The organism is Flavobacterium alkalisoli (assembly GCF_008000935.1).
Classification (GTDB): domain Bacteria; phylum Bacteroidota; class Bacteroidia; order Flavobacteriales; family Flavobacteriaceae; genus Flavobacterium; species Flavobacterium alkalisoli.
Genome location: NZ_CP042831.1, coordinates 2,634,362 through 2,655,153, shown reverse-complemented (window position 1 = coordinate 2,655,153; position 20,792 = coordinate 2,634,362). Strand labels below are relative to the sequence as shown.

General features: G+C 43.8%; 25 protein-coding genes and 1 pseudogene. 7 read left to right on the top strand and 19 right to left on the bottom strand.

Features of this window, described 5'->3' with window-relative positions; all coding sequences use genetic code 11:
• The first annotated feature begins 338 nt into the window (after positions 1 to 338).
• From FUA48_RS12070 to FUA48_RS18640, 7 genes are all read left to right on the top strand, one after another.
• The gene (locus FUA48_RS12070; protein ID WP_147583762.1) at positions 339 to 2,018 is read left to right on the top strand and encodes a T9SS type A sorting domain-containing protein; all 1,680 of its coding nucleotides are present in this window, start codon (positions 339 to 341) and stop codon (positions 2,016 to 2,018) included.
• Between the two features lie 62 nt (positions 2,019 to 2,080).
• Positions 2,081 to 3,166: an FAD-binding domain-containing protein gene (locus FUA48_RS12065; RefSeq protein ID WP_147583761.1), complete on the top strand. Its 1,086-nt coding sequence runs from the start codon at positions 2,081 to 2,083 to the stop codon at positions 3,164 to 3,166.
• Positions 3,150 to 3,851 carry an SDR family NAD(P)-dependent oxidoreductase gene (locus tag FUA48_RS12060; RefSeq protein ID WP_147583760.1) on the top strand — a complete coding sequence of 234 codons (702 nt, stop codon included), beginning with the start codon at positions 3,150 to 3,152 and terminating at the stop codon, positions 3,849 to 3,851. Before FUA48_RS12065 ends, FUA48_RS12060 begins: the two co-directional genes overlap by 17 nt.
• Before the next feature lie 23 nt (positions 3,852 to 3,874).
• Positions 3,875 to 4,150 carry a TIGR03643 family protein gene (locus tag FUA48_RS12055; protein ID WP_147583759.1) on the top strand — a complete coding sequence of 92 codons (276 nt, stop codon included), beginning with the start codon at positions 3,875 to 3,877 and terminating at the stop codon, positions 4,148 to 4,150.
• Positions 4,147 to 4,284, top strand: a complete 138-nt coding sequence (locus FUA48_RS12050) for a DUF2256 domain-containing protein (protein ID WP_129751064.1) — start codon at positions 4,147 to 4,149, stop codon at positions 4,282 to 4,284. Before FUA48_RS12055 ends, FUA48_RS12050 begins: the two co-directional genes overlap by 4 nt.
• Positions 4,281 to 4,934, top strand: a complete 654-nt coding sequence (locus FUA48_RS18645) for a cryptochrome/photolyase family protein (RefSeq protein WP_317130688.1) — start codon at positions 4,281 to 4,283, stop codon at positions 4,932 to 4,934. Before FUA48_RS12050 ends, FUA48_RS18645 begins: the two co-directional genes overlap by 4 nt.
• Positions 4,935 to 5,116: 182 nt before the next feature.
• Positions 5,117 to 5,827 carry a cryptochrome/photolyase family protein gene (locus FUA48_RS18640; protein ID WP_317130687.1) on the top strand — a complete coding sequence of 237 codons (711 nt, stop codon included), beginning with the start codon at positions 5,117 to 5,119 and terminating at the stop codon, positions 5,825 to 5,827.
• 88 nt (positions 5,828 to 5,915) lie between these two features.
• On the opposite strand, the pseudogene FUA48_RS18675 reads toward FUA48_RS18640, so the two are convergent.
• The 19 genes and pseudogenes from FUA48_RS18675 to FUA48_RS11950 all read right to left on the bottom strand — a co-directional run.
• A pseudogene (locus FUA48_RS18675) lies at positions 5,916 to 6,323 on the bottom strand (IS6 family transposase); the annotation flags it as partial.
• A gap of 469 nt (positions 6,324 to 6,792) precedes the next feature.
• Positions 6,793 to 7,758 carry a zinc-dependent alcohol dehydrogenase family protein gene (locus FUA48_RS12035; protein WP_147583758.1) on the bottom strand — a complete coding sequence of 322 codons (966 nt, stop codon included), beginning with the start codon at positions 7,756 to 7,758 and terminating at the stop codon, positions 6,793 to 6,795.
• 45 nt (positions 7,759 to 7,803) lie between these two features.
• Positions 7,804 to 8,109 carry an ArsR/SmtB family transcription factor gene (locus FUA48_RS12030; RefSeq protein WP_147583757.1) on the bottom strand — a complete coding sequence of 102 codons (306 nt, stop codon included), beginning with the start codon at positions 8,107 to 8,109 and terminating at the stop codon, positions 7,804 to 7,806.
• A gap of 400 nt (positions 8,110 to 8,509) precedes the next feature.
• Complete coding sequence (locus tag FUA48_RS12025) at positions 8,510 to 9,928, bottom strand: gluzincin family metallopeptidase (RefSeq protein ID WP_147583756.1); 1,419 nt, start codon at positions 9,926 to 9,928, stop codon at positions 8,510 to 8,512.
• Positions 9,929 to 10,221: 293 nt separating this feature from the next.
• On the bottom strand, positions 10,222 to 10,446 hold the full coding sequence (locus FUA48_RS12020; RefSeq protein WP_129751059.1) for an Arm DNA-binding domain-containing protein: 225 nt from the start codon (positions 10,444 to 10,446) through the stop codon (positions 10,222 to 10,224).
• Between the two features lie 102 nt (positions 10,447 to 10,548).
• The gene (locus tag FUA48_RS12015; RefSeq protein WP_147583755.1) at positions 10,549 to 10,917 is read right to left on the bottom strand and encodes a DUF4260 domain-containing protein; all 369 of its coding nucleotides are present in this window, start codon (positions 10,915 to 10,917) and stop codon (positions 10,549 to 10,551) included.
• Positions 10,918 to 10,970: 53 nt separating this feature from the next.
• On the bottom strand, positions 10,971 to 11,363 hold the full coding sequence (locus tag FUA48_RS12010) for an OsmC family protein (RefSeq protein WP_129751057.1): 393 nt from the start codon (positions 11,361 to 11,363) through the stop codon (positions 10,971 to 10,973).
• 14 nt (positions 11,364 to 11,377) lie between these two features.
• On the bottom strand, positions 11,378 to 12,262 hold the full coding sequence (locus FUA48_RS12005) for a pirin family protein (RefSeq protein WP_147583754.1): 885 nt from the start codon (positions 12,260 to 12,262) through the stop codon (positions 11,378 to 11,380).
• Positions 12,262 to 12,597: a phosphoribosylpyrophosphate synthetase gene (locus FUA48_RS12000; protein WP_147583753.1), complete on the bottom strand. Its 336-nt coding sequence runs from the start codon at positions 12,595 to 12,597 to the stop codon at positions 12,262 to 12,264. The genes FUA48_RS12005 and FUA48_RS12000 overlap by 1 nt, the downstream gene beginning before the upstream one ends.
• Complete coding sequence (locus tag FUA48_RS11995; protein ID WP_147583752.1) at positions 12,584 to 12,901, bottom strand: GNAT family N-acetyltransferase; 318 nt, start codon at positions 12,899 to 12,901, stop codon at positions 12,584 to 12,586. The genes FUA48_RS12000 and FUA48_RS11995 overlap by 14 nt, the downstream gene beginning before the upstream one ends.
• A 51-nt stretch (positions 12,902 to 12,952) precedes the next feature.
• Entirely contained in the window at positions 12,953 to 13,441 is a 489-nt protein-coding gene (locus FUA48_RS11990; protein ID WP_240732451.1) for a VOC family protein, read from the bottom strand.
• Positions 13,442 to 13,584: 143 nt separating this feature from the next.
• The gene (locus FUA48_RS11985; RefSeq protein ID WP_147583751.1) at positions 13,585 to 14,571 is read right to left on the bottom strand and encodes an alpha/beta hydrolase; all 987 of its coding nucleotides are present in this window, start codon (positions 14,569 to 14,571) and stop codon (positions 13,585 to 13,587) included.
• A 98-nt stretch (positions 14,572 to 14,669) separates the two neighbouring features.
• Positions 14,670 to 16,346 (bottom strand): FAD-dependent oxidoreductase, encoded by a 1,677-nt coding sequence (locus tag FUA48_RS11980; protein ID WP_147583750.1) that lies wholly within the window; start codon positions 16,344 to 16,346, stop codon positions 14,670 to 14,672.
• Between the two features lie 53 nt (positions 16,347 to 16,399).
• Positions 16,400 to 16,654: a glutaredoxin family protein gene (locus tag FUA48_RS11975; RefSeq protein WP_147583749.1), complete on the bottom strand. Its 255-nt coding sequence runs from the start codon at positions 16,652 to 16,654 to the stop codon at positions 16,400 to 16,402.
• Positions 16,647 to 17,828 carry a cation:proton antiporter gene (locus tag FUA48_RS11970; protein ID WP_168196978.1) on the bottom strand — a complete coding sequence of 394 codons (1,182 nt, stop codon included), beginning with the start codon at positions 17,826 to 17,828 and terminating at the stop codon, positions 16,647 to 16,649. The genes FUA48_RS11975 and FUA48_RS11970 overlap by 8 nt, the downstream gene beginning before the upstream one ends.
• A 10-nt stretch (positions 17,829 to 17,838) precedes the next feature.
• The gene (locus FUA48_RS11965) at positions 17,839 to 18,051 is read right to left on the bottom strand and encodes a (4Fe-4S)-binding protein (RefSeq protein ID WP_129751049.1); all 213 of its coding nucleotides are present in this window, start codon (positions 18,049 to 18,051) and stop codon (positions 17,839 to 17,841) included.
• Positions 18,052 to 18,062: 11 nt separating this feature from the next.
• Positions 18,063 to 18,347, bottom strand: coding sequence for a GNAT family N-acetyltransferase (locus FUA48_RS11960; RefSeq protein ID WP_129751048.1), 285 nt, complete (start codon positions 18,345 to 18,347; stop codon positions 18,063 to 18,065).
• Between the two features lie 120 nt (positions 18,348 to 18,467).
• Positions 18,468 to 18,995 (bottom strand): YceI family protein, encoded by a 528-nt coding sequence (locus tag FUA48_RS11955; RefSeq protein WP_147583747.1) that lies wholly within the window; start codon positions 18,993 to 18,995, stop codon positions 18,468 to 18,470.
• 365 nt (positions 18,996 to 19,360) lie between these two features.
• Positions 19,361 to 20,710: an alginate export family protein gene (locus FUA48_RS11950; RefSeq protein WP_147583746.1), complete on the bottom strand. Its 1,350-nt coding sequence runs from the start codon at positions 20,708 to 20,710 to the stop codon at positions 19,361 to 19,363.
• Positions 20,711 to 20,792 lie beyond the last annotated feature (82 nt).

Genomic DNA, 20,792 nt, shown 5'->3' with positions numbered 1-20,792 from the left:
GGATTTTAAGGGTGAAACATAAAGCTATAATTTCCCTACACATTTTGTTTAACCTATTTTATAACAAACTTTAACGGGACTATCATGGTGTTTAAAAAAGCAGAAATGCGCAACTGCAAGTGAGGCATTGAATAAAACATTAAGTATAAAGCCAAAAAGAACTGTTTTAGTTTTATACATAAAAAATAAACACAATGTAAAAAACTGGAAACCAGCACTATTACAGATACTCTTTATAATTGAACAATAGTTAATTTTCAATTATTGATTGTTAAGAAATGGGTAAAAGATATTTTGTTTAACTAATTTTGATAAAGTTTAAACAAAAATAGATAACCATGAAAAATATTACAACATTTCTGACAGCTATCTTTCTTTTAGCTCTTCACTGTGCCACAGCACAGACAGCCCGTGTACAGGTAATTCATAATTGTGCTGATCTTGCCGCACAAACCGTTGATGTATACCTGAATGGTACTATACTTCTTGATAACTTTGCCTTCAGGACCGCAACACCTTTTGTTGATGCTCCGGCAGGTGAGGCAATATCCATAGTGGTGGCGCCTGGTGACAGTTCTTCTGCTGCTGATGGTATTTACACGCTAAACACTACACTAACCGAAAACGAAACCTACATCTTGGTGGCTAATGGTATTGTCAGTAGTACCGGTTACAGTCCAAACCAGTCCTTTGAACTTTCTGTTTTCAGCGGTGCACGTGAAACGGCCCTCTCTGCCGGAACCGATATACTGGTAAATCACGGGGCTACGGATGCTCCTGCTGTGGATGCAGTAGAAACAAGTATACCGGCCGGTACTGTTATTAATGACCTCTCCTATCCTTCATTTACCTCCGACTATCTGGAACTGGCAACCCAGGACTACATACTGGATATAACAGACCAGACAGGTATGACTGTTATAGCCTCTTACCAGGTGCCTTTAGCAACCCTAAATCTTGAGGGTGCAGCGCTTACTGTTTTGGCCAGTGGTTTTCTTGATCCTTCTATGAACAGTGAGGGCCCGGCCTTTGGACTATGGGTAGCTACTGCTGAAGGCGGGGACCTGATTGAACTTCCCCTTGCCAATCAAACAGCGCGTGTACAGGTGCTTCACAATGCTGCCGACCTTGCCGCTCAAACTGTAGATGTTTATCTTAACGAAACACTCCTGCTGGATGATTTTGCATTCAGGACAGCATCTCCTTTTGTTGACGCACCGGCAGGTGAAGAGATAACTTTTAGTATTGCTCCTTCAAACAGTTCCTCAGTTAATGATAATATTTACTCGGTTAATGTAACCCTGGAGGCTGACGGAACATATATTGTAGTGGCTAACGGGATTGTAAGCGATTCAGGATACAGCCCTTCTCAACCCTTTGGCCTATTTGTCTACACTATGGCAAGGGAGATGGCATCAATGGAAACAAATACCGATGTATTAGTATTCCACGGAGCAACAGATGCCCCTATTGTTGATGTGCAGGCTGTTGGTGCAGGTACCATTGTGGATGATTTACAGTACAGCAACTTTAATGATTATTTAGAGCTACCTACAGCCGATTACATAATTAGCATAGCAACAGCAGACGGTGAAACAATTGTGGCTTCCTATCAAGCACCATTAAGCACATTGGCACTGGAAGGACAATCCCTGACGGTATTGGCAAGTGGTTTTTTAGACCCTTCGGCAAACAGTGATGGTCCGTCTTTTGGCTTATGGGCAGCCACCAGTGCAGGAGGAGCCATGCTTGAGTTACCACTTACAACCTTAAATACTAATGAGTTTGAGACAAAAAGAATCAGTGTATATCCAAACCCTGCTGCAGATAACATTACCATAACAGGATATGACTTTACTGCAAACCTTACTCACCGCGTATACGACGCTTTTGGAAGACAGGTAGTAAACACAACAGGTAACACTATAGATGTATCAGGGCTTTCTGAAGGTATTTATATAGTTAAGTCAACAAACGGAAGCATAACCCGTGAACAAAAAATAATAGTTAAAAGGTAGTACACTTTAATTCTGAACCTTGAGTACCGTACTTCTAGAGGTATGGTACTCTTTTTACTACTATGATGGTATTCTCCCAAAAATATAACGAAATAGTAAATCGAATAGCTGCAATAAATCCTGTAGTATATTCCCAAACGAGAAATTATACTAATGGCGCTGTTTCACTACTCTCGCCCTATATTTCGCGAGGTGTGGTAAGCACAAAATTTATTTATGCCGTCATACGGAATAAATATAGTGCTAAGGAATCCGAAACATTTTTAAAAGAGCTCTTATGGAGGGAGTACTTTCAAAGATTATTACAAAATAATAAAGACGTTTTCAGCCCTCTGTCCCTCCCCTCAAACTCTGAGCAGGTACTGCCTAACGCACTAATGCAGGCATCAACCGGTATAATTGCAATAGATTTTAGTATTGCAGAACTTTACAAAACAGGTTATATGCACAATCATGTACGGATGTATACGGCTGCTGTTTGCAACATGGCGGGCTATTACTACTACGCACCGGCACAGTGGATGTACTATCACCTGCTGGACGGGGATGTGGCAAGTAATTATTACAGCTGGCAATGGGTTTACGGTTTGCGCAACGGGAAAAAATACATAGCTAACCAGGAAAATATTAACAGGTTTTGCGGAACATCGCAAAAAGATACTTTTTTAGATTACTCGTATCAGGAGCTTGAAAAAGTAAACAGTATAAAAGCACTCTCTGAAAGCAGCAATGTAAGCTTTACTACCCTGCTCCCTGAAAATCAAGATTTAAAAATTAACAGTGCTCCTATACTCCTGTACAACTCGTATAATCTGGATCCGACCTGGCATTCTGATAAAGAGGTAAACCGCATTCTACTGCTGGAACCTTCGCATTTTAAAAAATACCCGGTAAGTGAAAAAGTACTGAACTTTATTTTACAGCTCGCCGGTAACATAAAAAACATACAGGTCTATGTTGGTGAATATAGTGACCTGAAAGAAAAGTACAACAACACATTTATCACAAAAGAGCATCCGTTATTCAATTACAAAGATGCCCTGACAGAACAAAGGGAATGGTTAGCCGATGATGTGACAGAAAGCTTTAGTTCCTATTCAAAATACCTTAAAACAGTAAAAAACGATTATAATGAATACTTCAGTTAACACCTATATAGTCGCGGGCGCCAGCAGCGGTATTGGTTTAGAGCTTGCTAAGATACTGGTAAAAGACAGTATGGTATACGGATTAAGCCGTACAGCAGGAGCGCTTAACGGCAATGCAAATTACAGGCATTTACCTTTTGACTTTTTATCGGACGAAAAACTACCGGAAATCTCCGGGAAAGCCAACGCCATAATATATTGTCCCGGAAGTATTACTCTCAAACCTATTGAAAGACTCTCAGTCTCTGATATAGAGAGGGATTTTGCTATAAATGCCAAAGGTGCATTTAGTTTTATAAAGAGTTATATAAACAACATAAAAAACACCCCAAACGCAGCAATATTGCTATTTAGCAGTGTCGCGGTACAAACAGGACTACCCTATCATGCCAGTATCGCTATGGCTAAAGGGGCTATAGAAGGGCTGACACGCGCTCTGGCAGCGGAGTTATCCCCAAATGTCAGGGTAAATGCCATAGCCCCTTCCCTTACCGATACTCCAATGGCACAGGCATTACTGAACAACGAAACAAAAGTTGAAGCTAACAAACAGAGGCACCCGTTAAAAAATATTGGCTCACCACAGGAAATCGCACTGTTTGCAAATCATCTCCTTACACAGTCGACCTGGATAACCGGACAGGTTTTCGGGATTAACGGAGGAATGGGAACCATTATAAAATAAAACAAGTAAACGGATTATTAAGGATGAAAAACAAGTTTTCAGAAGAGGATACCGACAGAATAATAGAGATGGCCTGGGAAGACCGAACGCCTTTTGAGGCTATTTACCATCAGTTCGGCCTGAGGGAAGATGAAGTGAAAAGCTTTATGAAAACCCACCTGAAGTTCTCCAGCTACAGGCTATGGCGAAAAAGGGTTGAAAACTGCAAAACCAAGCATACGGCAAAACGCAGCAGCGGTATTAACCGTTTTAAATGTACCCGACAAAGGTTGACCGGCAATAAAATTTCAAAGCGTTGAAAAAAGTAAAAAAACAGAATCTGCCCGTTAAAACATGTACGGTGTGCAACCGTCCTTTTACCTGGAGAAAAAAATGGGAAAAGAACTGGGACGAGGTGAAGTATTGCAGTAAAAGGTGCAGCAAAAACAAATGATGAAAAAAAACTATCATACCTTACGCCTTATACTTGGCGATCAGTTAAATATAAATCACTCATGGTTTAAAACCACTGATGATACCGTTTTGTATGTACTAATGGAAGTTCGTTCCGAAACCGATTATGTATGGCATCACATTCAAAAGGTTACTGCTTTTTTTGCTGCGATGGAAAACTTTTACCTCGAGCTTAAGAAACAGAACCATAACATAGTCTATATCAGGCTGGATGATACTGATAACCAAAATACTTTTTCAGGTAATTGCAGCGCTCTGATTAAAAAATACAACATCAGGAACTTTGAATACCAATATCCGGATGAATACCGTGTGGATAAGGAGCTTTCTGATTTTTGCACTAAACTTGACATTAGTTACAAATCCTTTGATACCGAACACTTTTATACTACCCGGGAAGAACTGGCAAATTTCTTTCAGGATAAAAAAACACTTCTCATGGAAAGCTTTTACAGGGAAATGAGAAAAAAGCACAACATACACACCAGGGGAAGTGAGCCCGAGGGAGGTCAGTGGAATTTTGATAGTGAGAACCGAAAAAAATACCTAAAAGTCACAACGCAATACCTCCCTATGTTTTCCATAATGACGTTACTGATCAACACAGCAGAATCACAAAAGCGAAAATAAAGACCATAGGCAGAATAAACCCTGAACAACTGGTCTGGCCAGTTAACCGGGAGCAATCGCTGGAGCTGCTTAAGCATTTTACCGATAACTGCCTCATGTTTTTTGGTACATTTCAGGATGCCATGCAATCCTCACAGTGGTCCCTTTATCACTCCAGGCTCTCTTTCTCGCTCAATTCGAAAATGATATCCCCTCAGGAAGTAACACAGGCTGTGGTAAAGACCTGGAGAGACAATCCTGATACGATATCCTTAAACCAGACCGAAGGCTTTATCAGGCAGATAATCGGCTGGAGGGAATACATGAGGGGGGTCTACTGGCTTAAAATGCCGGAATTTGAAAAAGTAAACTTTTTCAGTCATAAAAATCCCCTACCCGGTTGGTATTGGACAGGTGAAACTAAAATGAACTGTCTGAAACAATCCATAAAGCAATCGTTGGATTATGCGTATGCCCACCACATCCAGAGGTTGATGATCACAGGGAATTTCGCCTTACTGGCCGGAGTACACCCCAATGATGTTGACGCCTGGTACCTGGGCATTTATATTGATGCCATACAATGGGTTGAAATAACAAATACCCGTGGTATGAGCCAATATGCTGATGGGGGTGCTATCGCTACCAAACCCTATACAGCCAGTGCCAATTATATCCATAAAATGAGTAACTATTGTGATGGATGCTCTTATAACTACAAGGAAAAAACATCCGAGAATGCGTGTCCGTTCAATAGCCTTTACTGGAATTTTCATGACCGAAACCGTGCACAGTTGGGAAACAATCCAAGGCTGGCTATGGGATATCGGTTATGGGATAAAATGGCTCCAAAAGAAAAAGCAGCTATATTGGAGAAAGCTGATTGTTACCTCAATCAAATTGAGAGTCTATAAATTTTTTTTAAAAAATATATTTATAATTAAGATAAGCGGTTCTGTCGCATCTGTTTGTTAAAATCCAAGAAATTCGAGTACTATAACTTTATGCTGCCAGTTTGCAGAATGATTTGAACGTAGTTGCCCCAGGATTAATCATCTGATTCTTTCTCAACATATGTATAACTTCTATTCCACTAAATGTTCTCTTAGCTGATTCAAAACTTTTAAAGCCTAAGCTGTTTTGTATTCTCCATTTTATAAAACGATGATTTTGCTCCACAATATTATTAAGATATTTACATTGACGAATTTTAATTTTAGGGAAAGAACGTTTATTATAAACCTTGATAGCCCCAGTATTGGAAACACTTTTATCAATATTGATGACTCTTGGTTTACAATTATTAGTAATCGCTTTGATTAAAAAAGATTGGGCACTCATCCTCTGCCTTTTTCTGGTCAACAGAAAATCAACTGTATTGCCTGATTTGTCAACTGCCTTGTACAGATAAAACCAAACATCTTTTCACTTTAATATATGTTTCATCCATTCTCCAACTCGTCCCAACGAAAAGTTTTCTCTTTTTCATTTGCAACTCAATAAATGGTGTAAACTTATACACCCAGCGCTGAATCGTAGCATGGTCAACCTAAACGCCGTGAATCTTCATTATCTCTTCAACATTGCGGTAGCTCAAAGTAAACCTAAGCTTAAAATATACGGCCTGAAGAATTATAGATTTCGGATAGCAATGATCTTTGATATTCATGAAATAAAGATTTTAAAGACCAAAGGTAAAACATATGTATAGATGCGACAGAACCATAACAGCCTATTTATACTTTTAAACAGTCCGGGGAAGCGGAGTCTTGATCAGATACAAAAAAGCCATCGGGTTCCAATGGCTTTTTTGTATCGTTCTTATTCGCCTGAGGCATACCCCAGAGGAGTATTCCCTGATTTACAGTCCTGACTAGAATCATTCCGTATCTATGGCAATTTTACCATAAAAGTTCTCATCACCCTTTTTGTATTCCAGCAGGCTATGGGCTTTACCTATCTCCGTCAGCGAGAACACCTTGTTGACTATCGGTTTTAGCTTTCCGGTCTCGACCAGTCGTGTCAGCTCATCGAGTTTGTTCCTGTTCTGTCGGGTAAAGACAAAATGGTAGGTGGCATTTTTACCCCATGCGTGAATAAGGTTCTGCGGGATCTCTATATCCACCAAGGTCACTACCTGGCCTAACTGGCTTAGAATCTTTCCGCTGTCAGACAGGGTATTGCCCCCGATGGTATCGATAATGATATCAACCCCTTTGTTATCGGTCAGGCGCTGAATGGCGGCAATATAATCCTCATTTTCATAATCAATCACATAATCGGCTCCCAATCCGGTTAGGAACTCATGATGGACCTTGCGTGCCGTAGTGTAAACGATGGCGCCCATTGCCTTTGCAATCTGAATGGTAGGTATACCTACACCACCTGCCCCGCCGTGAATAAGAATGGTCTGATTGATTTTCAGCTGTGCCCTTGTAACGAGCATCTCCCAGGCTGTACCGGCAGCAAGGGGAAGTGATGCAGCCTCCAAATGGCTGATGTTTTTTGGTTTTATACCAATGATAGATTCATGTGCACAATGGTATTGGGCATAACTTCCCTGGCCTTTAAAAATTTCAGGGGTATAATAGACCTCGTCCCCGACTTTAAAATTCTCCACTCCCGGTCCCAGTTCGACAATCTCACCGGAGACGTCATGGCCTGTTGTAACCGGCAATACCAGTTCGTTTCGGTAATCACCCCTGCGCACCTGGTAATCCAGAGGATTTATGGAAGTGGCTCGTACCCTTACAAGGACTTCCTTGAAGCCGGGTCTTGGGGTTGGTATATCCAAAATTTCGAAATTCTCTACAGAGCCAAACTCTTTTATAACTGCTGCTTTCATATTAATTAGTAAATTAGGTAAAAACCTAAATGTTATTTAAAAAATTTAAAGTTTATATTTTATATGGTTGGCCAGATCCTGAAGTAACTGCTCGTTCCTTTTATAGTAGGTCCATTGGCCCTTCCGGGTAGCAAGAAGGATCTTTGCTGCCGACATGGTTTTCAGATAGTCGGATACAGTAGGTACCGACATTCCAGCTTTTTTGGCAATATCGGATACGCACACACCCAATTGGGGCGTTTCGTCACTCAGTTCCTCTTCAGGGAAATGGGCAAAGGGATCCTTTAACCAGGTAAGAATATTTAAACGTGTCTCGTTGGAGAGTGACTTTAGTATTTCTAATAATTCCATGGGTACAAATTTAGGAAATTACCTAATTACCTACAAATATAAATACATATTTTTTTGTGAAATACGCTATTCCCACTATTTACGGGCCCTGACAGATAGAAAAACACCACCATATCGAAAAAAAAGGTATGCTTTTTCGACAAATACGGCCTTTTCTGATACTTTCGTACTGTCAAAAAACGGCTTTAGTCGCCTACATACCTCTGTATTACAACTGAAAGTGTCAACAAGCTGCGTTTCAGCCAGCAGGATTCATTACTAAGGTTAAAGCCGATGGCGTTCCGTTTGTTTGTGCATAAAGTAGTATTCTTTTATCTTACGAAGTAATCCAAATAATACATTAGTCAAAAAAATGAAACGAAGATATTTCTCACAGTTTGCCATTTTATCTGGGTTATCGTTACCACTTATATATTTCTAAAAGGTTGGCATTCTCAGATAAGCTTACCTTAGGTATATTGTTTTTGATTTCGACTTTGAATTCGGGAATAAGTTCTACTGTTTTAAAATCAATAGGCTGTCCTTCTATCATATAACGTGCTATTTGATCAGTAAGCTCTCGTTTGTCTAAATAGGCTGCTCCTACGGTAATAAAATCATCAACGGATAGGATTTCATTATTATTTTTTTCTTTTCTTATCGCGTACAGGTCCAGTAACATATTCCTGAGGGTAAATTTTCCGTTTGATACTACTCTGATTTGGTTATCGAGGTAAAAAGCGTAAATCAAACCTCGTCTGTAGGGAAGTTTTCCATAAGTAGCGTAATCGGTCCAGTATTTTGCAGCGATTGAATCATTATGTACGCCTTTTATCTCACTCTGGTAATGCTGTTTGAAATTATCTTCATTAAGGTAATTCAGAAATTCTTCCTCATCATAAAGTTTACTATTTGCCAGATTAATGAGTGCGGTATAATCGTTAAATCCTTCACCAAACCATTGGTGGTCAAAGCTGTCTGTACCGAACATGATTTTTATTCCTATCCAGGTATGGGCAGTTTCGTGTGCGGTAACGTAAATTTCCCATGTTCCAAATTTCCTTCCCAATTTCATTATAAAGCCATTGTTTATCCCGAAACCGCCTGCCCCAATTTCTGTTTGGTTGTTTTGCAGTGCCGTTACGGACAGAAAATAAAACGGAAAATCGGTATCGTTCCAGAACCTGTGGATGCTTGGGAAATAGCTTTTAAAAAAGGGTATGAGACTTCCCTGCAAATCATTACCATACCTATCTTCTTTTGTAGTTACACTAAAGTATGGGACACCCAAAACGCTGTATTCCATAACGCTAATATTATTTCCCATAACAAAGCACACTGCATTGGAAAGGTCCTCATAATAAACCGAAAGCTTTTCTGATGGACTTTTCTGAGATGGATCTATGGAATTAAAATAGCTGAAGTTTTTTGGGTAACTGTGCCATCTGAAAGATACCAGTGGATTGCTTTTATCGGTTACTGTCAAGGCAAACTGCTTGTTTACAAGGGTTAATACTCCTTCACTGATGACAGGTCTGAACAGTTCGGTTTGAGATGCCCGAGTGGGTAGATCAGGTGGAAGGGAACCGTCTATTTCATAACTAATTGTGTGTTTATTGGCTCCGTTGTGGTATACGGAGATCTGTCTGTTCACTTCATCTACCCTGACTACTTCCGGCTCTGAGGACGTGATATTTCTGATGACTTTAAATATATCGGCCTGCCCTCCCCAATTTGGGTCTCCAAATATAAAGACAGTACTATCTTTCTGATGTGCAGAATACGTGAGTTCAACTCTTAGTACTGATGACTGTCCATCCCACTTGAGTACATAGTCCATGAAAGGTTCCTCTTGTGCGTAAGAGCAGATTGTTAAAAGTACAAAAAGAATGAAGCTAATCTTGCTATTTTTTGGTGTCATAAGCTTATTTTTTTTTTACTAGTATTTTCGATTTGGATGGCTAGAGCTGCGGATAATTCTTCTTCCTACTCTAAATTACATAATGGTGTCTTCTACCTGTAGTATATATACTATCAATTAAAGTAACCGTTGTAGATTTATGTCTATCATATCCATGGCTATACACACTTATAAGCAGCCTGTTGGTATTCATTTGATATTTTTTTACTTAACTAAATGACTGATTTGTGGTCTGTACAATACCTGGTCGTACAGCTACAGCGATGGCCTGAACCTGTCTTCACCGATAGCGGATCCCACTTCGCTACGCTGCCGCAGATACCTAAAGGTATTTTAATGATTTTCCCCTTTACCGATACTCTTACATAGAGCGGACATGTGCCGTTTCGGCGCTGCTTATCGGTACGTATTATGCCCTTTACATAGAAATATCCCATACTGTTACATGCGCTACTATAAGATTGCAGCCCACCGAATGCATGATAGCAGCGGACCTTTCTCAATAGCAGACTCCGCTTTCCTCTTGTACTGTCATCTTTTTACCCCCTCCTACCGTCTTTCTTTCCGATCCGACCCAGGTGGGTAGTACGGAAACTATCATCAAACTTCAGCCCGAAACCAAAGAACCGGTCCATTGCCGAGTGGCCGAAAAAGATTACCCCTGTCAGCATAACCCACTGAAGGCCAAAACTGCAACCTAAAAGCAGAACCAGGACGGCCACCAGCTTGTGGTGGAAAACATTATAAAGCCGGGCACCTGCCTTTGTCCCCGCCAGGTAACCGATCATTGAAAGGTCAGGTAAGAGAAGACAGGCAGGAAAGACCCACCAGCTGTAGTCTAGATAGGCAAAGAAGGCAACGGACAGCAAAAACTGTCCGAGTTCCTCAAGCTTTATAAGCGTATTCATTCCTTTTGTCATTTGTTTTGCTTTATTAAATAGTACAAAACCTGAACTGCCCTCTACAGGAGCTCGGAGACTACCGAAACAGGCCCCGAAATGATCTTTTCAATAGGACATTTCCCTCCTATATCCAGTAGTTTCTGTCGCTGTTCGCTGTCAAGGTTACCCTCAAGGCGTACTTCCTTTATAAAGGTCACCTGATGCGTGGTGAGGTTCCTTTTGAAGCCCACCTTAATCTCGACACCCTTGAGATCCCAACCCTTACGGTCAGCATACATCCTAATGGTCATCACTGAACAGGCTGCCAGTGAAGCCTCCAGTAATTCGGTGGGGGTAAAACCCAGGTCCTCTCCGCCCACCTCAAGAGGCTCGTCGGCGCTAATAATATGGTTTTTCGCCTGTATTTCGGTTTTATATTTTTGCTTTCCTATTCTGGCAACAGTAGTTTTCATATTCTGATAGTTCGTTATTTTTTAAGTTTAGGTTCCGGTAAGGGTACTTTGGCTGTCTCATTGGGTACTCCGGCAAACCGGCCCTGTCTCCAGTTCTCTTTTGCCTGTTCAATAAGATCCCGGCTTGTGGCCACAAAATTCCATTCTATGAAGCGTTCCTCCGGGAAGGGCGCTCCTCCAAAAATGTATACTGTTGTTCCCGCTTCGATCTCAAAGTCGCACAAACTGCTGTCTTTAGCAACTAAAATCTGTTTGGGTCCGTAGCTGTGCCCTTCTGAGATTACGGTTCCTTCCAGGATGTACAATGCACTTTCCCCAAAGAGGTCCGCTCCCAGACGTACCGTTTTGCGCTCTCCCGATTTGATCTCCATAAAATAAAGCGGACTGTAGACCGGAACCGGTGATCTCTTTCCGGCCACTTCCCCCGCAATAAGCTTAAAATGTATTCCTTCTTCCTCCCAAACGGGTATCTCATCCGCCCCAATATGGGCAAAGGAGGGATCGCACTGCTCCCACTCTTTGGGCAGGGCTACCCAGATCTGCAGCCCGTGAAGGCCTTTTTCCCTACCTCTCAGGTAATCGGGGGTGCGCTCGGTATGTACCACACCCCTGCCCGCTGTCATCCAGTTTACCTCACCAGGCTTTACTTCCCTGGCCGTACCGAGGCTGTCACGGTGAAACACGTTTCCTTCAAATAAGAAAGTTAGCGTGGAAAGACCGATATGCGGATGCATATCAATATCGATATTCTCATCCGTGCCTAACGCTACAGGTCCCATATGGTCAATAAATATAAAAGGGCCTACCATCCGCTTTTTACGGAACGGAAGCAGCCGCCCCACCATAAAGTTGCCGATATCGGCAGCTCTTTCCTCTATTATGAGTTGTGTATTTGACATTAGCTGTTGAATTTAAGTTTGCTGATCATCGCATCGGTAATATCGTCCGAATAGATACTGAAGGAATTGATCAGTGTCCCTCTCACTGAATATTTTTTGGAGCTTATCGCATATATTATAGAAGCACTCTCTGCACTGGAGTCTTCCTCATCAAGCCTGAAATAGCCGTCTATCTCAAATTCATCGGGGAGCATATTGTAGATTCCATTACTGCACGCAATGCAGTTTCCCTTCAGGCTTAAGTCTTCTGTATATCCCAATTGCTTCAGGTCATTCAGAGCTTCAATCAGGTTGTCGTACGATCTCGCCTCAGGATTTCTTTTAAAATTGGTCATAGCCCTTAAATTTTTTACTTACGATACGTTTCCACTCCGGGTTTCTCTTAATATAGGCAAATACAAAAGGGCAAAACGGTAACAATTTTATCTTGTGCTCCTCCAGATAGTGAAGGGTTTTCTCAATTACGGCAGTCGCTGCCCCCTTACCTGCCAGTTCCGGTTCGGTTTCGGTGTGTACCAGAGCAATCTGGTTCCCGAATTCACCGTAATTTATAAAGGCATAGCTGCCATCGATCGCTATCTCAAAGCGTTTTCTATCCACATTCTTTACCAGTTGGATATCTTCAAATATTGGTTTCATATTGTATATGTATTGTCGCTACTTTCAAACAAGTATCGTCCGTTTTTATTTTTAATCCTCCAGGAGGTCGCCTGTATGTAAGGGGCGTGAATACATCTCCAGAGAACCGTCCGGTTTTTTGGGCCACTGTTCCATTGGCCTGTCCCAGTAGAGCTCCACCCCGTTTCCGTCCGGGTCATCAAGGTAGAGGGCAAGGGATACGCCGTGGTCGGAGAGCCCCGTCAGGGGATACTGCGCCTCCTTGAGTCTTTTGTATACCGCTGCCAGGTCCTTCTTCTGCGGATAGGCAATAGCGGTATGGAACAGTCCCACGCTGTGCTGATCTGCACGGGGGCTGTCCTTACTGTACCAGGTATTCAGGCCGATATGGTGGTGATACCCCCCGGCTGCCAGAAAAGCAGCCTGATCGCCATACCGCAGGGTGATACCGAATCCCAGCAGACCGCAGTAAAAATCTAAGGAACGATTCATATCGGCGACCTTAAGGTGGACATGGCCAATCCTGGTCCCGGCAGGAATTTCATATTCTTTTTCCATCATTGACAAAAGTGTTGGTGAGCCCTTCCCTCTGAGGTTGTACCAATTTGACGGTATAGCACTCTGGGCGTATATCAGGCTGCTGTTTTATCGTATTGTAAGGACAGCGCCGGCTTTTACCGGCACTGTCCTTTAATAGTATTGGATTACTTCTTGCCAAAGAGTGCCTCACGCAGTACGGCGCCAGCCTGGGTCAGAGCTTCCTGTACACCGGCAATATCAGAGAGCGGGTTAAGCATCCCGTAATCGTGTATCATTCCGTTGTATACCGTAACGGTGACCGGCACCCCTGCCTCATCCAGTTTGCGGCCGTAAGCCACACCCTCATCAAAGAGAATATCATTTTCGGCTACCTGAATCAATGCGGGAGGCAACCCCTTCAGTTCCTCCAGGGAAGCATTGATCGGTGAGACATATTTCTGTTTTCGCTCTTCCGGGTTGGGGATATACATGTCCCACATCCATTCCATGATAGGGGTGGTCAGAAACCTGCCCTGTCCGTATTTTTTGTAAGAGGGACGGCTGGTGTCAGAATCCACAAGCGGCCATAACAGGAGCTGAAAGGCAATTTTGGGACCGTTCTTCTCTTTGGCCATTAGGGAAACAACCGTGGACATATTACCGCCCACACTGTTTCCGGCTACTGCTAATCGGGAACCGTCCACACCAATTTCACTGCCGTGCTCGGAAACCCATTTGGTAGCGGCATAACCCTGATTGATTGCCACAGGGAACTGGGCATCGGGTGTTGGCGTGTAGTCGGGAAATACCGCTACCGCCCCACTGCTGACAACCAGATCCCTCACCAGGCGTCTGTGGGTAGGGTAATCACCCAATACCCATCCCCCGCCATGGAAGAACATAAATACAGGAAGTCCGTCCTTGGCTCCCTTGGGTTTTACAATGTGGATGGTAAGGGTCTGCCCGTCATGCGTAGTTATCTTCCTTTCGGACTCTTCAATATCGCTATAATCATAGGATACGGATTGCTGTGCATTTACAAGGACCTGTCGTGCCTCCTTAGGGGGCAGGGATTCCAGTGGTGGCCCGTCACCGCTGTTAAGCGCTGTCAGGAATATACGGGTCTCTTTTGAGATGTTCGGATCTTTTTCTCCGGGAATTGTCTGTGCCATACTAGTTGAATTTATTAAGATTGAAATAAAAAATAATACTGTTAGTGATAATCGTGAATGTTTCATAATGTGAAAAGTTTTAAGGGGTTACTACTATTTTAGAGTTCCGTTGTATTGGTGCTGAAAGGTGCCTGTCGTTTCGCTATTTTCAGTTCGGCCAGGTACTGATGGATCTGGCTTATTGCCATGGAACCCTCCCCAACGGCGGAAGCGACCCTTTTAACAGAGCCCTTCCTGACATCTCCTACGGCGAAAAAACCGGATATGCTGGTCTCCAGGGACTGTGGTTTCCTGTGCCTGTAAAGTGCGCACTGTCCCTGTAAGTTGTCAGTGACGTCCGGACCGGTATAAATGAAACCTTTATCATCCATGGCAATCAGCGAACTGAGCCAGTCAGTGCAGGGTTTTGCCCCTATGAATGTGAAGAGATTGGAAATCCCTATCCTTTGCTTTTCCCCAGCCGTATCCAAAACTACTGATTCCAGATGATGCATCCCGTTAAGGGCAGTGACCGAGCTCTTGGTGTGAACGATAATATTGGGCGTTGTATAAATACGCTGGACCAGGTAGTCGCTCATTTTAGCCCCCAGGTCCTCCGCACGGATAATAATATGGACCTCATGGGCATGATCTGCCAGAAACAGCGCTGCCTGGCCCGCCGAATTGCCACCACCCACAACCCCGACAAGCTCATTTTTGCAGGCGGAGGCATTCATGGCCGTGGCCGAGTAAAAAACCCCGCTGCCTTCAAAGTGGTCAATGGTGTTTATCGGCAGACGCCTGTACTCTGCACCGGTGGCCGCAATGACCGCCCTGGCATTAATGTTTTTACCATTGGAGACACATACGCTGAAATGGTCGCCGTTATACTCTACCTTTTCGGCCTTCTGGGGAATCGAAAGGATACAGCCAAACTTCTGCGCCTGTATGTAGGCTTTGTTGGCAAGATCGTTACCCGATATTCCTGTGGGAAAGCCCAGGTAGTTTTCGATTTTCGAACTTTTACCGGCCTGTCCCCCCGGTGCGTTGCCGTCTATTGTTACCACACTGAGGCCTTCCGATGCCGCATATACACTGGCAGCAAGGCCTGAGGGCCCCGCCCCCACCACCAGTACATCATATATCTCGTCGCCAAAATCGGATAGTACACCGGTCTCTCTGGCCAGTTCGGCAATCGTGGGCTTTTTTACTATCTCACCGGTAATGTTTATAAGAATGGGCAGATCATCATCGCTGAGACTGAAACTCTCCAGCAATTGGCGCGCATGCCCTGATGCATCGGTATTGTGGAAGGTATGCCAGATATGGTTCTTTTCCATAAAATCACGCAGGGCGTAGGTATCCCTGGATTTTTCTGAACCGATGACCTGAATCCCCCCGTTAAAATCCCTCAGCATCGTTTCCTGGCGCTGTATAAAGGCGCTCAGCAGCACATCACAGATATCACTGTGCTTTGCGATGACCTCCTTAAGCCGTGTCGGGGTAATACGAAGGACCGTACTCCCCTTTGAGGCATAGGCATCAAAAGGGATGCTGCGCTCGGACAGCATACTGTTGTCACCGGTAAACTCATTGATACCGTGGGTGGCAAGCACCTGATTTTCATTAAAGGGATCCTTAATGTGTATGGCGCCCTGCAACACAACATAAAAATCATACGCGCTGTCCCCGACACGGAAAACTGCGGTCTCTTCTTCAAATGTGATCAGGTCTGCAAATCCCCTTAGGGTAGCAATCTGCTTCTGGGTCAGAACAGGAAATCTGGGATCGGTCATAGTGGAAAATTATTAATTGTTATATTTCGTCTTATATACCGCTTTTTGTAAGGCTAATCGATACCGTGTTTTTTTAGGAATTCGTTAAGCTGCGGTATGGTCGGGTTCTTTATGAAATCATCTGCAAAGACAACTGTCGGAAACTTCAGTTTACCCTCATACAGGTTTCGTATCCTGGTATTTGCCGCATCATCGGTCTCCACATTGAAATCATCAAATTCAATCCACCGGCCCTGCATGTAATTACGAAGGGAGGAGGACTTAGGACACCAGTCGGTCCCGTACAGCTGTAATTTCTGCTTATTCATGTCTTTGAATCAGTTTGTTGAAAATCGGATAAATCCTCTCGGCATTGGATACCACAAAAGGTGTAAGGGACATCAGCAGTATCGATACCGCCAGAAATATCTGGTAATTGTTATCACTGATCAGTCCATGGCTCAGTCCGCTCTGTGCCAGTACAAAGGAGAATTCCCCGATCTGTGCGATGGAGAAACCAACAGCAAAAGCCGTCTTCCACTCCAGCCCCATTACCTTAACGGCAATAATGCCCGCCATAGCCTTTACAAAAAAGGCAAACAGGGTCCAGAACACGATCCATCCCAAATCGGTCAGGAATACCTGGTAATTGAGAAGCATACCCATCGAAATGAAAAAGAAACTCATAAACACATACCGGAATGGCAGAAAACACGAAATGGCCATGTGGTTGTAATCGGTTTCTGCTATAATCAGGCCGGCCACAAAGGCGCCCAGTGCCAGGGAAAGCCCCAACTGTTCGGTCATCAGGGCAATACCCGTTACAATAAATACGGTGGCAATGAGAAAGACCTCCTGGCTCTGTACCTTCATTACCGTTTTCAGGAAGTAAGGGATCACATAGCGTGTCAGGAGATAGGCAATGCCGCCCATCAAAACCAGTTTACCCAGTAACCATCCCAGTGCTGTCAGAGAGTCCCCTCCCTCGCCGGCAAGAAGGGGTGTGAAGAGCATCAGCGGAACAATCATTACATCCTGAAACAGTAATACCGCTAAAATGAACTTCCCGTGAGCCGTGGCTATCTTGTTGGAATCCTGGAGGGTCTTGATCACAATGGCCGTACTGCTTAAGGCATATAAGAAACCCCAAAAGACGCTCTCCTGCCAGCTGGGCCGCATCGCAAGCCAGATAAGCCCGGCCGTCAAGGCAATGGTAAATAAAACCTGTGCGCTCCCGCCCCCCAGAACGTACTTCTGGATCTTCTTAAGGTTGGTAAAGGAAAATTCAAGGCCAATGGTAAACAATAACAGTATGATTCCTATCTCCGCATAGACCTCAACCTCCTGCATATTGGCAAAATAGGCTGACGTGTTCGGGCTGAGCAGGATTCCGGTAATGAGATAACCGATGATATACCTTATCTTAAGGAAACGGCAGATAATGATGACAGCTGTAGCCACGCCGAAAATGGCACAAATATTTATAAGTATATGATGTTGCATGACAGGATTTTTACGATTCTTTGTAACCCAATGCCCCGGAAGGGCAGGCATTAATCTGGTCTTTTATAGCCTGCGCCGGGGCATGCTCGGGTGTAATCCATGGCGAACCTTTGGGATTGTAGACCTTCGGAAGGGTCTTCACGCAGATACCGGCATGGATGCACTTTTTAGGTTCCCAGGTTATTGTCAGATTGTCTTTTCTGTATTCTTTTATAGTTGCCATAATAGTCTGATTTATGATTTTAATACGTCCTTAATGTCTTCCGACTTTTTAAACATCATTGCCGCAAAGGGACACAGGGGAATGATCTTCACTTCCTTTTCCCTGGCCATCTCTACAATCTTATAGAGCATCTGCTTCCCTACACCCTTTCCGTTATAGGCCGGTTCAACTTCCGTATGGTCGATAATGATCAGCTCCGGTCCGGCTATCGAATAGGTCATCATCCCCGCCCGTTTTTCATTCTCCCTTGCCAGGGCATGACCCTTGGAATCGCCTTGCTGTAGTAGTATTTCCATAATTATTGGTTTTTATAGTATTATTCGTAACGTTTATTGCCACAGGATAGAAATGCCCAGTGCCTGTCTAGATCCTTTAAAAAAGCTGCCGAAAACAGCACTTTATCCTTGCTGCCCTTTTCAGGACGATTTTACAAACTGAAGGACGATACCTATTCTGACACTGTCGCTTACCACGATGTTCCCCTGTTCGGTCAGGGCACTCCAGGTAAGGTTAAAATCCTTTCGGTTCACCGTTACATTTCCCTCAAATCCCGCTTTGGTCTGTCCATAGGGATCGATAGCAATGCCATTGAAATCCATATCGATAGCGATTTCTCTGGTAATGCCTTTTATTGTAAGCACGCCCAACATCGTTTCCCCGTCAAAGGAGGTGGAGGTGAAGCGTATCTCAGGATAGTGTTCCGCATCGAAAAAATCAGGTGACTTCAGATGTTCGTCCCTGTCTTTGTTTCTTGTATTGACAGAGGCCGTCTTGGCCACAAAGGTAAAATCCGCATCAATGAAACCCTCATTTGTGGCTTCAGCTCTTGCGCTATACTCGTCAAAATGACCGGTCACCGTTGTGATCATCATGTGCTTTACTTTAAAGCTGATCTCCGAATGCGCCGGGTCAAGGTTCCATAGTGTTCTTGTCTTTTCGCTCATTTAATTGAATTTAGTTTAGAATTAAGCTATTCCTTCTGAAAGCCGCCATGGCAATTCACGGCGACCTCCTCTTTTATGTGTACTTGGTATTTGCCCTTTCCGACAGTACTAACCGGTTAACCGATAATTTAACCATCTGCCTTTTGTACCTCCCCGCTACTCCGACGTTCCCTGATATAAAGCGAATCGCATGCCATAGAATTAAATAACTGAAAATCATCATTTTAGAAAAAAATAAGCCAAAAATAATTTCTGAATTATCGTAAATTTCTAAAATATGAGAAATTTACACCCAACAGTCCGCAGTACCGGTGCCCACTATTTGTTGGGGCTTGACTCTATCCCTGCATTACGGGTTCCGTATCCTAAAGCCTTACCTGAGCACCAGCAAACCCAAGCAGTATGTCCTTACCCATGCCCATATCGCTGAGATAATCCCCTGAATTGAACCAACTGCCTCCCAGAAGAAGCAGGACATCCGGGGTAGCCTGATAGGTGATGGCTCCGGAGATCTGACTCCCTATGTAACTGGAAGTCGCATTATTCGATTCAAAAAAAGGAACCATATTGGGCCTGTATAAACCGTCTTTTTTGCTATAACGCCATAAAAACGCATAGTCAAAGGAAAAAGTTATCTTCCCGGTAAGGTGGAGTTTTACACCGGGATGAACATCCATAAGGTTGCTTGGCGCGATTGGAGCTGCCATGCCAAAGTAGGCTCCGGGACCGAACATAGTGTTGAGTGTCTGCTGATTGCGATCATACGGATTGCCGTCACCACTGATAATATCGGCTTTGCATCCCAGCTCGGGAGCGTATTTCATATCAGAAAAACTATAGGTTGTCGAAAAGGCGATACTCCAGGCTGATATGCCGCGACGGCCAATCGATCCGAACTGATACCCCCCTTCCAGGTCATAGTTCCATCTGCTGTCCTTACTGAAGACACGCGCAGCAAGGGTATGTCTTTTTTCCATACCCGGCCCGTCATAAAAAAGTGCATGGCGGTTGTAAAATCCCAAATAATAGAAATTCAGGTTAGGAAGTGATCCAAAAGTGGTACGGTCCAAAAATAATCCCCACACTTTTAGCTCTGGGGAAGACCGGTCGTCAAAAATACCAAGCTTATCCAGGACCGCATGCAGGTAAAACATACTGGCCCGAAACTTCTCCCTGGCATAAATCCCCTCCACACCATCAAAAGATCTGCGGCTGTTGGGGGCATCCCTGAGAGAAATCAGGCGTTGTGACCCGAAACTCACCTCCTGCCTTCCAAGGCGGATAGTAAGAGGTATACTCTCAAGGGGTTGAAATTCCATAAAAAGCTGGTGGGCTTCCAGGGCGTTTTCCTCCACAGGCACCGGAGCTATCCTGCTACCTGCCAGGGCACTCTGCAGTTCCGCAAACAAGCGAAACCGATTACCGAATTGCAGTTCAGTGTGAAAAAGCCATCTGCTGAGCAGATAGCCGTCAGGGTCCCTCGAGGCAGGGTTCCAGTTCTCATTATCCAGGAGAAGGTACTGAAACCTACAGCTGCCACCAAAACCGGCATGCCCATCTTTACCTATCTGAATCCGTTTCAGGCTTTTGTACCCATCTGGTGCTGAATCCCCCAGCGTGAGGGTATCCTTCTGTTGCCGCCCAAGCGTCATGGACTGCTGTGCCGCAGCACAACAGCAGATACACAGGAAAAATAAAAAGAAAAGGCGGGTCATTACATACTTTTGTTTATAAGGTTCAGTACAGTAAGGCCTTACCCCTACATTACTGAACCGATAAGATTTAGGAGGTTGTTTT

Excerpts from the sequence above, each read along its gene's own strand:
- FUA48_RS11960 (WP_129751048.1), bottom strand. The coding sequence starts at position 18,347 with ATGGAAATACTACTACAGCAAGGCGATTCCAAGGGTCATGCCCTGGCA.
- FUA48_RS11995 (WP_147583752.1), bottom strand. The coding sequence starts at position 12,901 with ATGAAACCAATATTTGAAGATATCCAACTGGTAAAGAATGTGGATAGA.
- FUA48_RS11980 (WP_147583750.1), bottom strand. The coding sequence starts at position 16,346 with ATGACCGATCCCAGATTTCCTGTTCTGACCCAGAAGCAGATTGCTACC.
- FUA48_RS11965 (WP_129751049.1), bottom strand. The coding sequence starts at position 18,051 with ATGGCAACTATAAAAGAATACAGAAAAGACAATCTGACAATAACCTGG.
- FUA48_RS12065 (WP_147583761.1), top strand. The coding sequence starts at position 2,081 with ATGATGGTATTCTCCCAAAAATATAACGAAATAGTAAATCGAATAGCT.
- FUA48_RS12060 (WP_147583760.1), top strand. The coding sequence starts at position 3,150 with ATGAATACTTCAGTTAACACCTATATAGTCGCGGGCGCCAGCAGCGGT.
- FUA48_RS11955 (WP_147583747.1), bottom strand. The coding sequence starts at position 18,995 with ATGAGCGAAAAGACAAGAACACTATGGAACCTTGACCCGGCGCATTCG.
- FUA48_RS12025 (WP_147583756.1), bottom strand. The coding sequence starts at position 9,928 with ATGGACTATGTACTCAAGTGGGATGGACAGTCATCAGTACTAAGAGTT.
- FUA48_RS11985 (WP_147583751.1), bottom strand. The coding sequence starts at position 14,571 with ATGGCACAGACAATTCCCGGAGAAAAAGATCCGAACATCTCAAAAGAG.
- FUA48_RS12055 (WP_147583759.1), top strand. The coding sequence starts at position 3,875 with ATGAAAAACAAGTTTTCAGAAGAGGATACCGACAGAATAATAGAGATG.
- FUA48_RS12070 (WP_147583762.1), top strand. The coding sequence starts at position 339 with ATGAAAAATATTACAACATTTCTGACAGCTATCTTTCTTTTAGCTCTT.
- FUA48_RS12030 (WP_147583757.1), bottom strand. The coding sequence starts at position 8,109 with ATGGAATTATTAGAAATACTAAAGTCACTCTCCAACGAGACACGTTTA.
- FUA48_RS11970 (WP_168196978.1), bottom strand. The coding sequence starts at position 17,828 with ATGCAACATCATATACTTATAAATATTTGTGCCATTTTCGGCGTGGCT.
- FUA48_RS12000 (WP_147583753.1), bottom strand. The coding sequence starts at position 12,597 with ATGACCAATTTTAAAAGAAATCCTGAGGCGAGATCGTACGACAACCTG.
- FUA48_RS12020 (WP_129751059.1), bottom strand. The coding sequence starts at position 10,446 with ATGGGATATTTCTATGTAAAGGGCATAATACGTACCGATAAGCAGCGC.
- FUA48_RS11990 (WP_240732451.1), bottom strand. The coding sequence starts at position 13,441 with ATGATGGAAAAAGAATATGAAATTCCTGCCGGGACCAGGATTGGCCAT.
- FUA48_RS12005 (WP_147583754.1), bottom strand. The coding sequence starts at position 12,262 with ATGTCAAATACACAACTCATAATAGAGGAAAGAGCTGCCGATATCGGC.
- FUA48_RS18645 (WP_317130688.1), top strand. The coding sequence starts at position 4,281 with ATGATGAAAAAAAACTATCATACCTTACGCCTTATACTTGGCGATCAG.
- FUA48_RS11975 (WP_147583749.1), bottom strand. The coding sequence starts at position 16,654 with ATGAATAAGCAGAAATTACAGCTGTACGGGACCGACTGGTGTCCTAAG.
- FUA48_RS11950 (WP_147583746.1), bottom strand. The coding sequence starts at position 20,710 with ATGACCCGCCTTTTCTTTTTATTTTTCCTGTGTATCTGCTGTTGTGCT.
- FUA48_RS18640 (WP_317130687.1), top strand. The coding sequence starts at position 5,117 with ATGATATCCCCTCAGGAAGTAACACAGGCTGTGGTAAAGACCTGGAGA.
- FUA48_RS12035 (WP_147583758.1), bottom strand. The coding sequence starts at position 7,758 with ATGAAAGCAGCAGTTATAAAAGAGTTTGGCTCTGTAGAGAATTTCGAA.
- FUA48_RS12015 (WP_147583755.1), bottom strand. The coding sequence starts at position 10,917 with ATGAATACGCTTATAAAGCTTGAGGAACTCGGACAGTTTTTGCTGTCC.
- FUA48_RS12010 (WP_129751057.1), bottom strand. The coding sequence starts at position 11,363 with ATGAAAACTACTGTTGCCAGAATAGGAAAGCAAAAATATAAAACCGAA.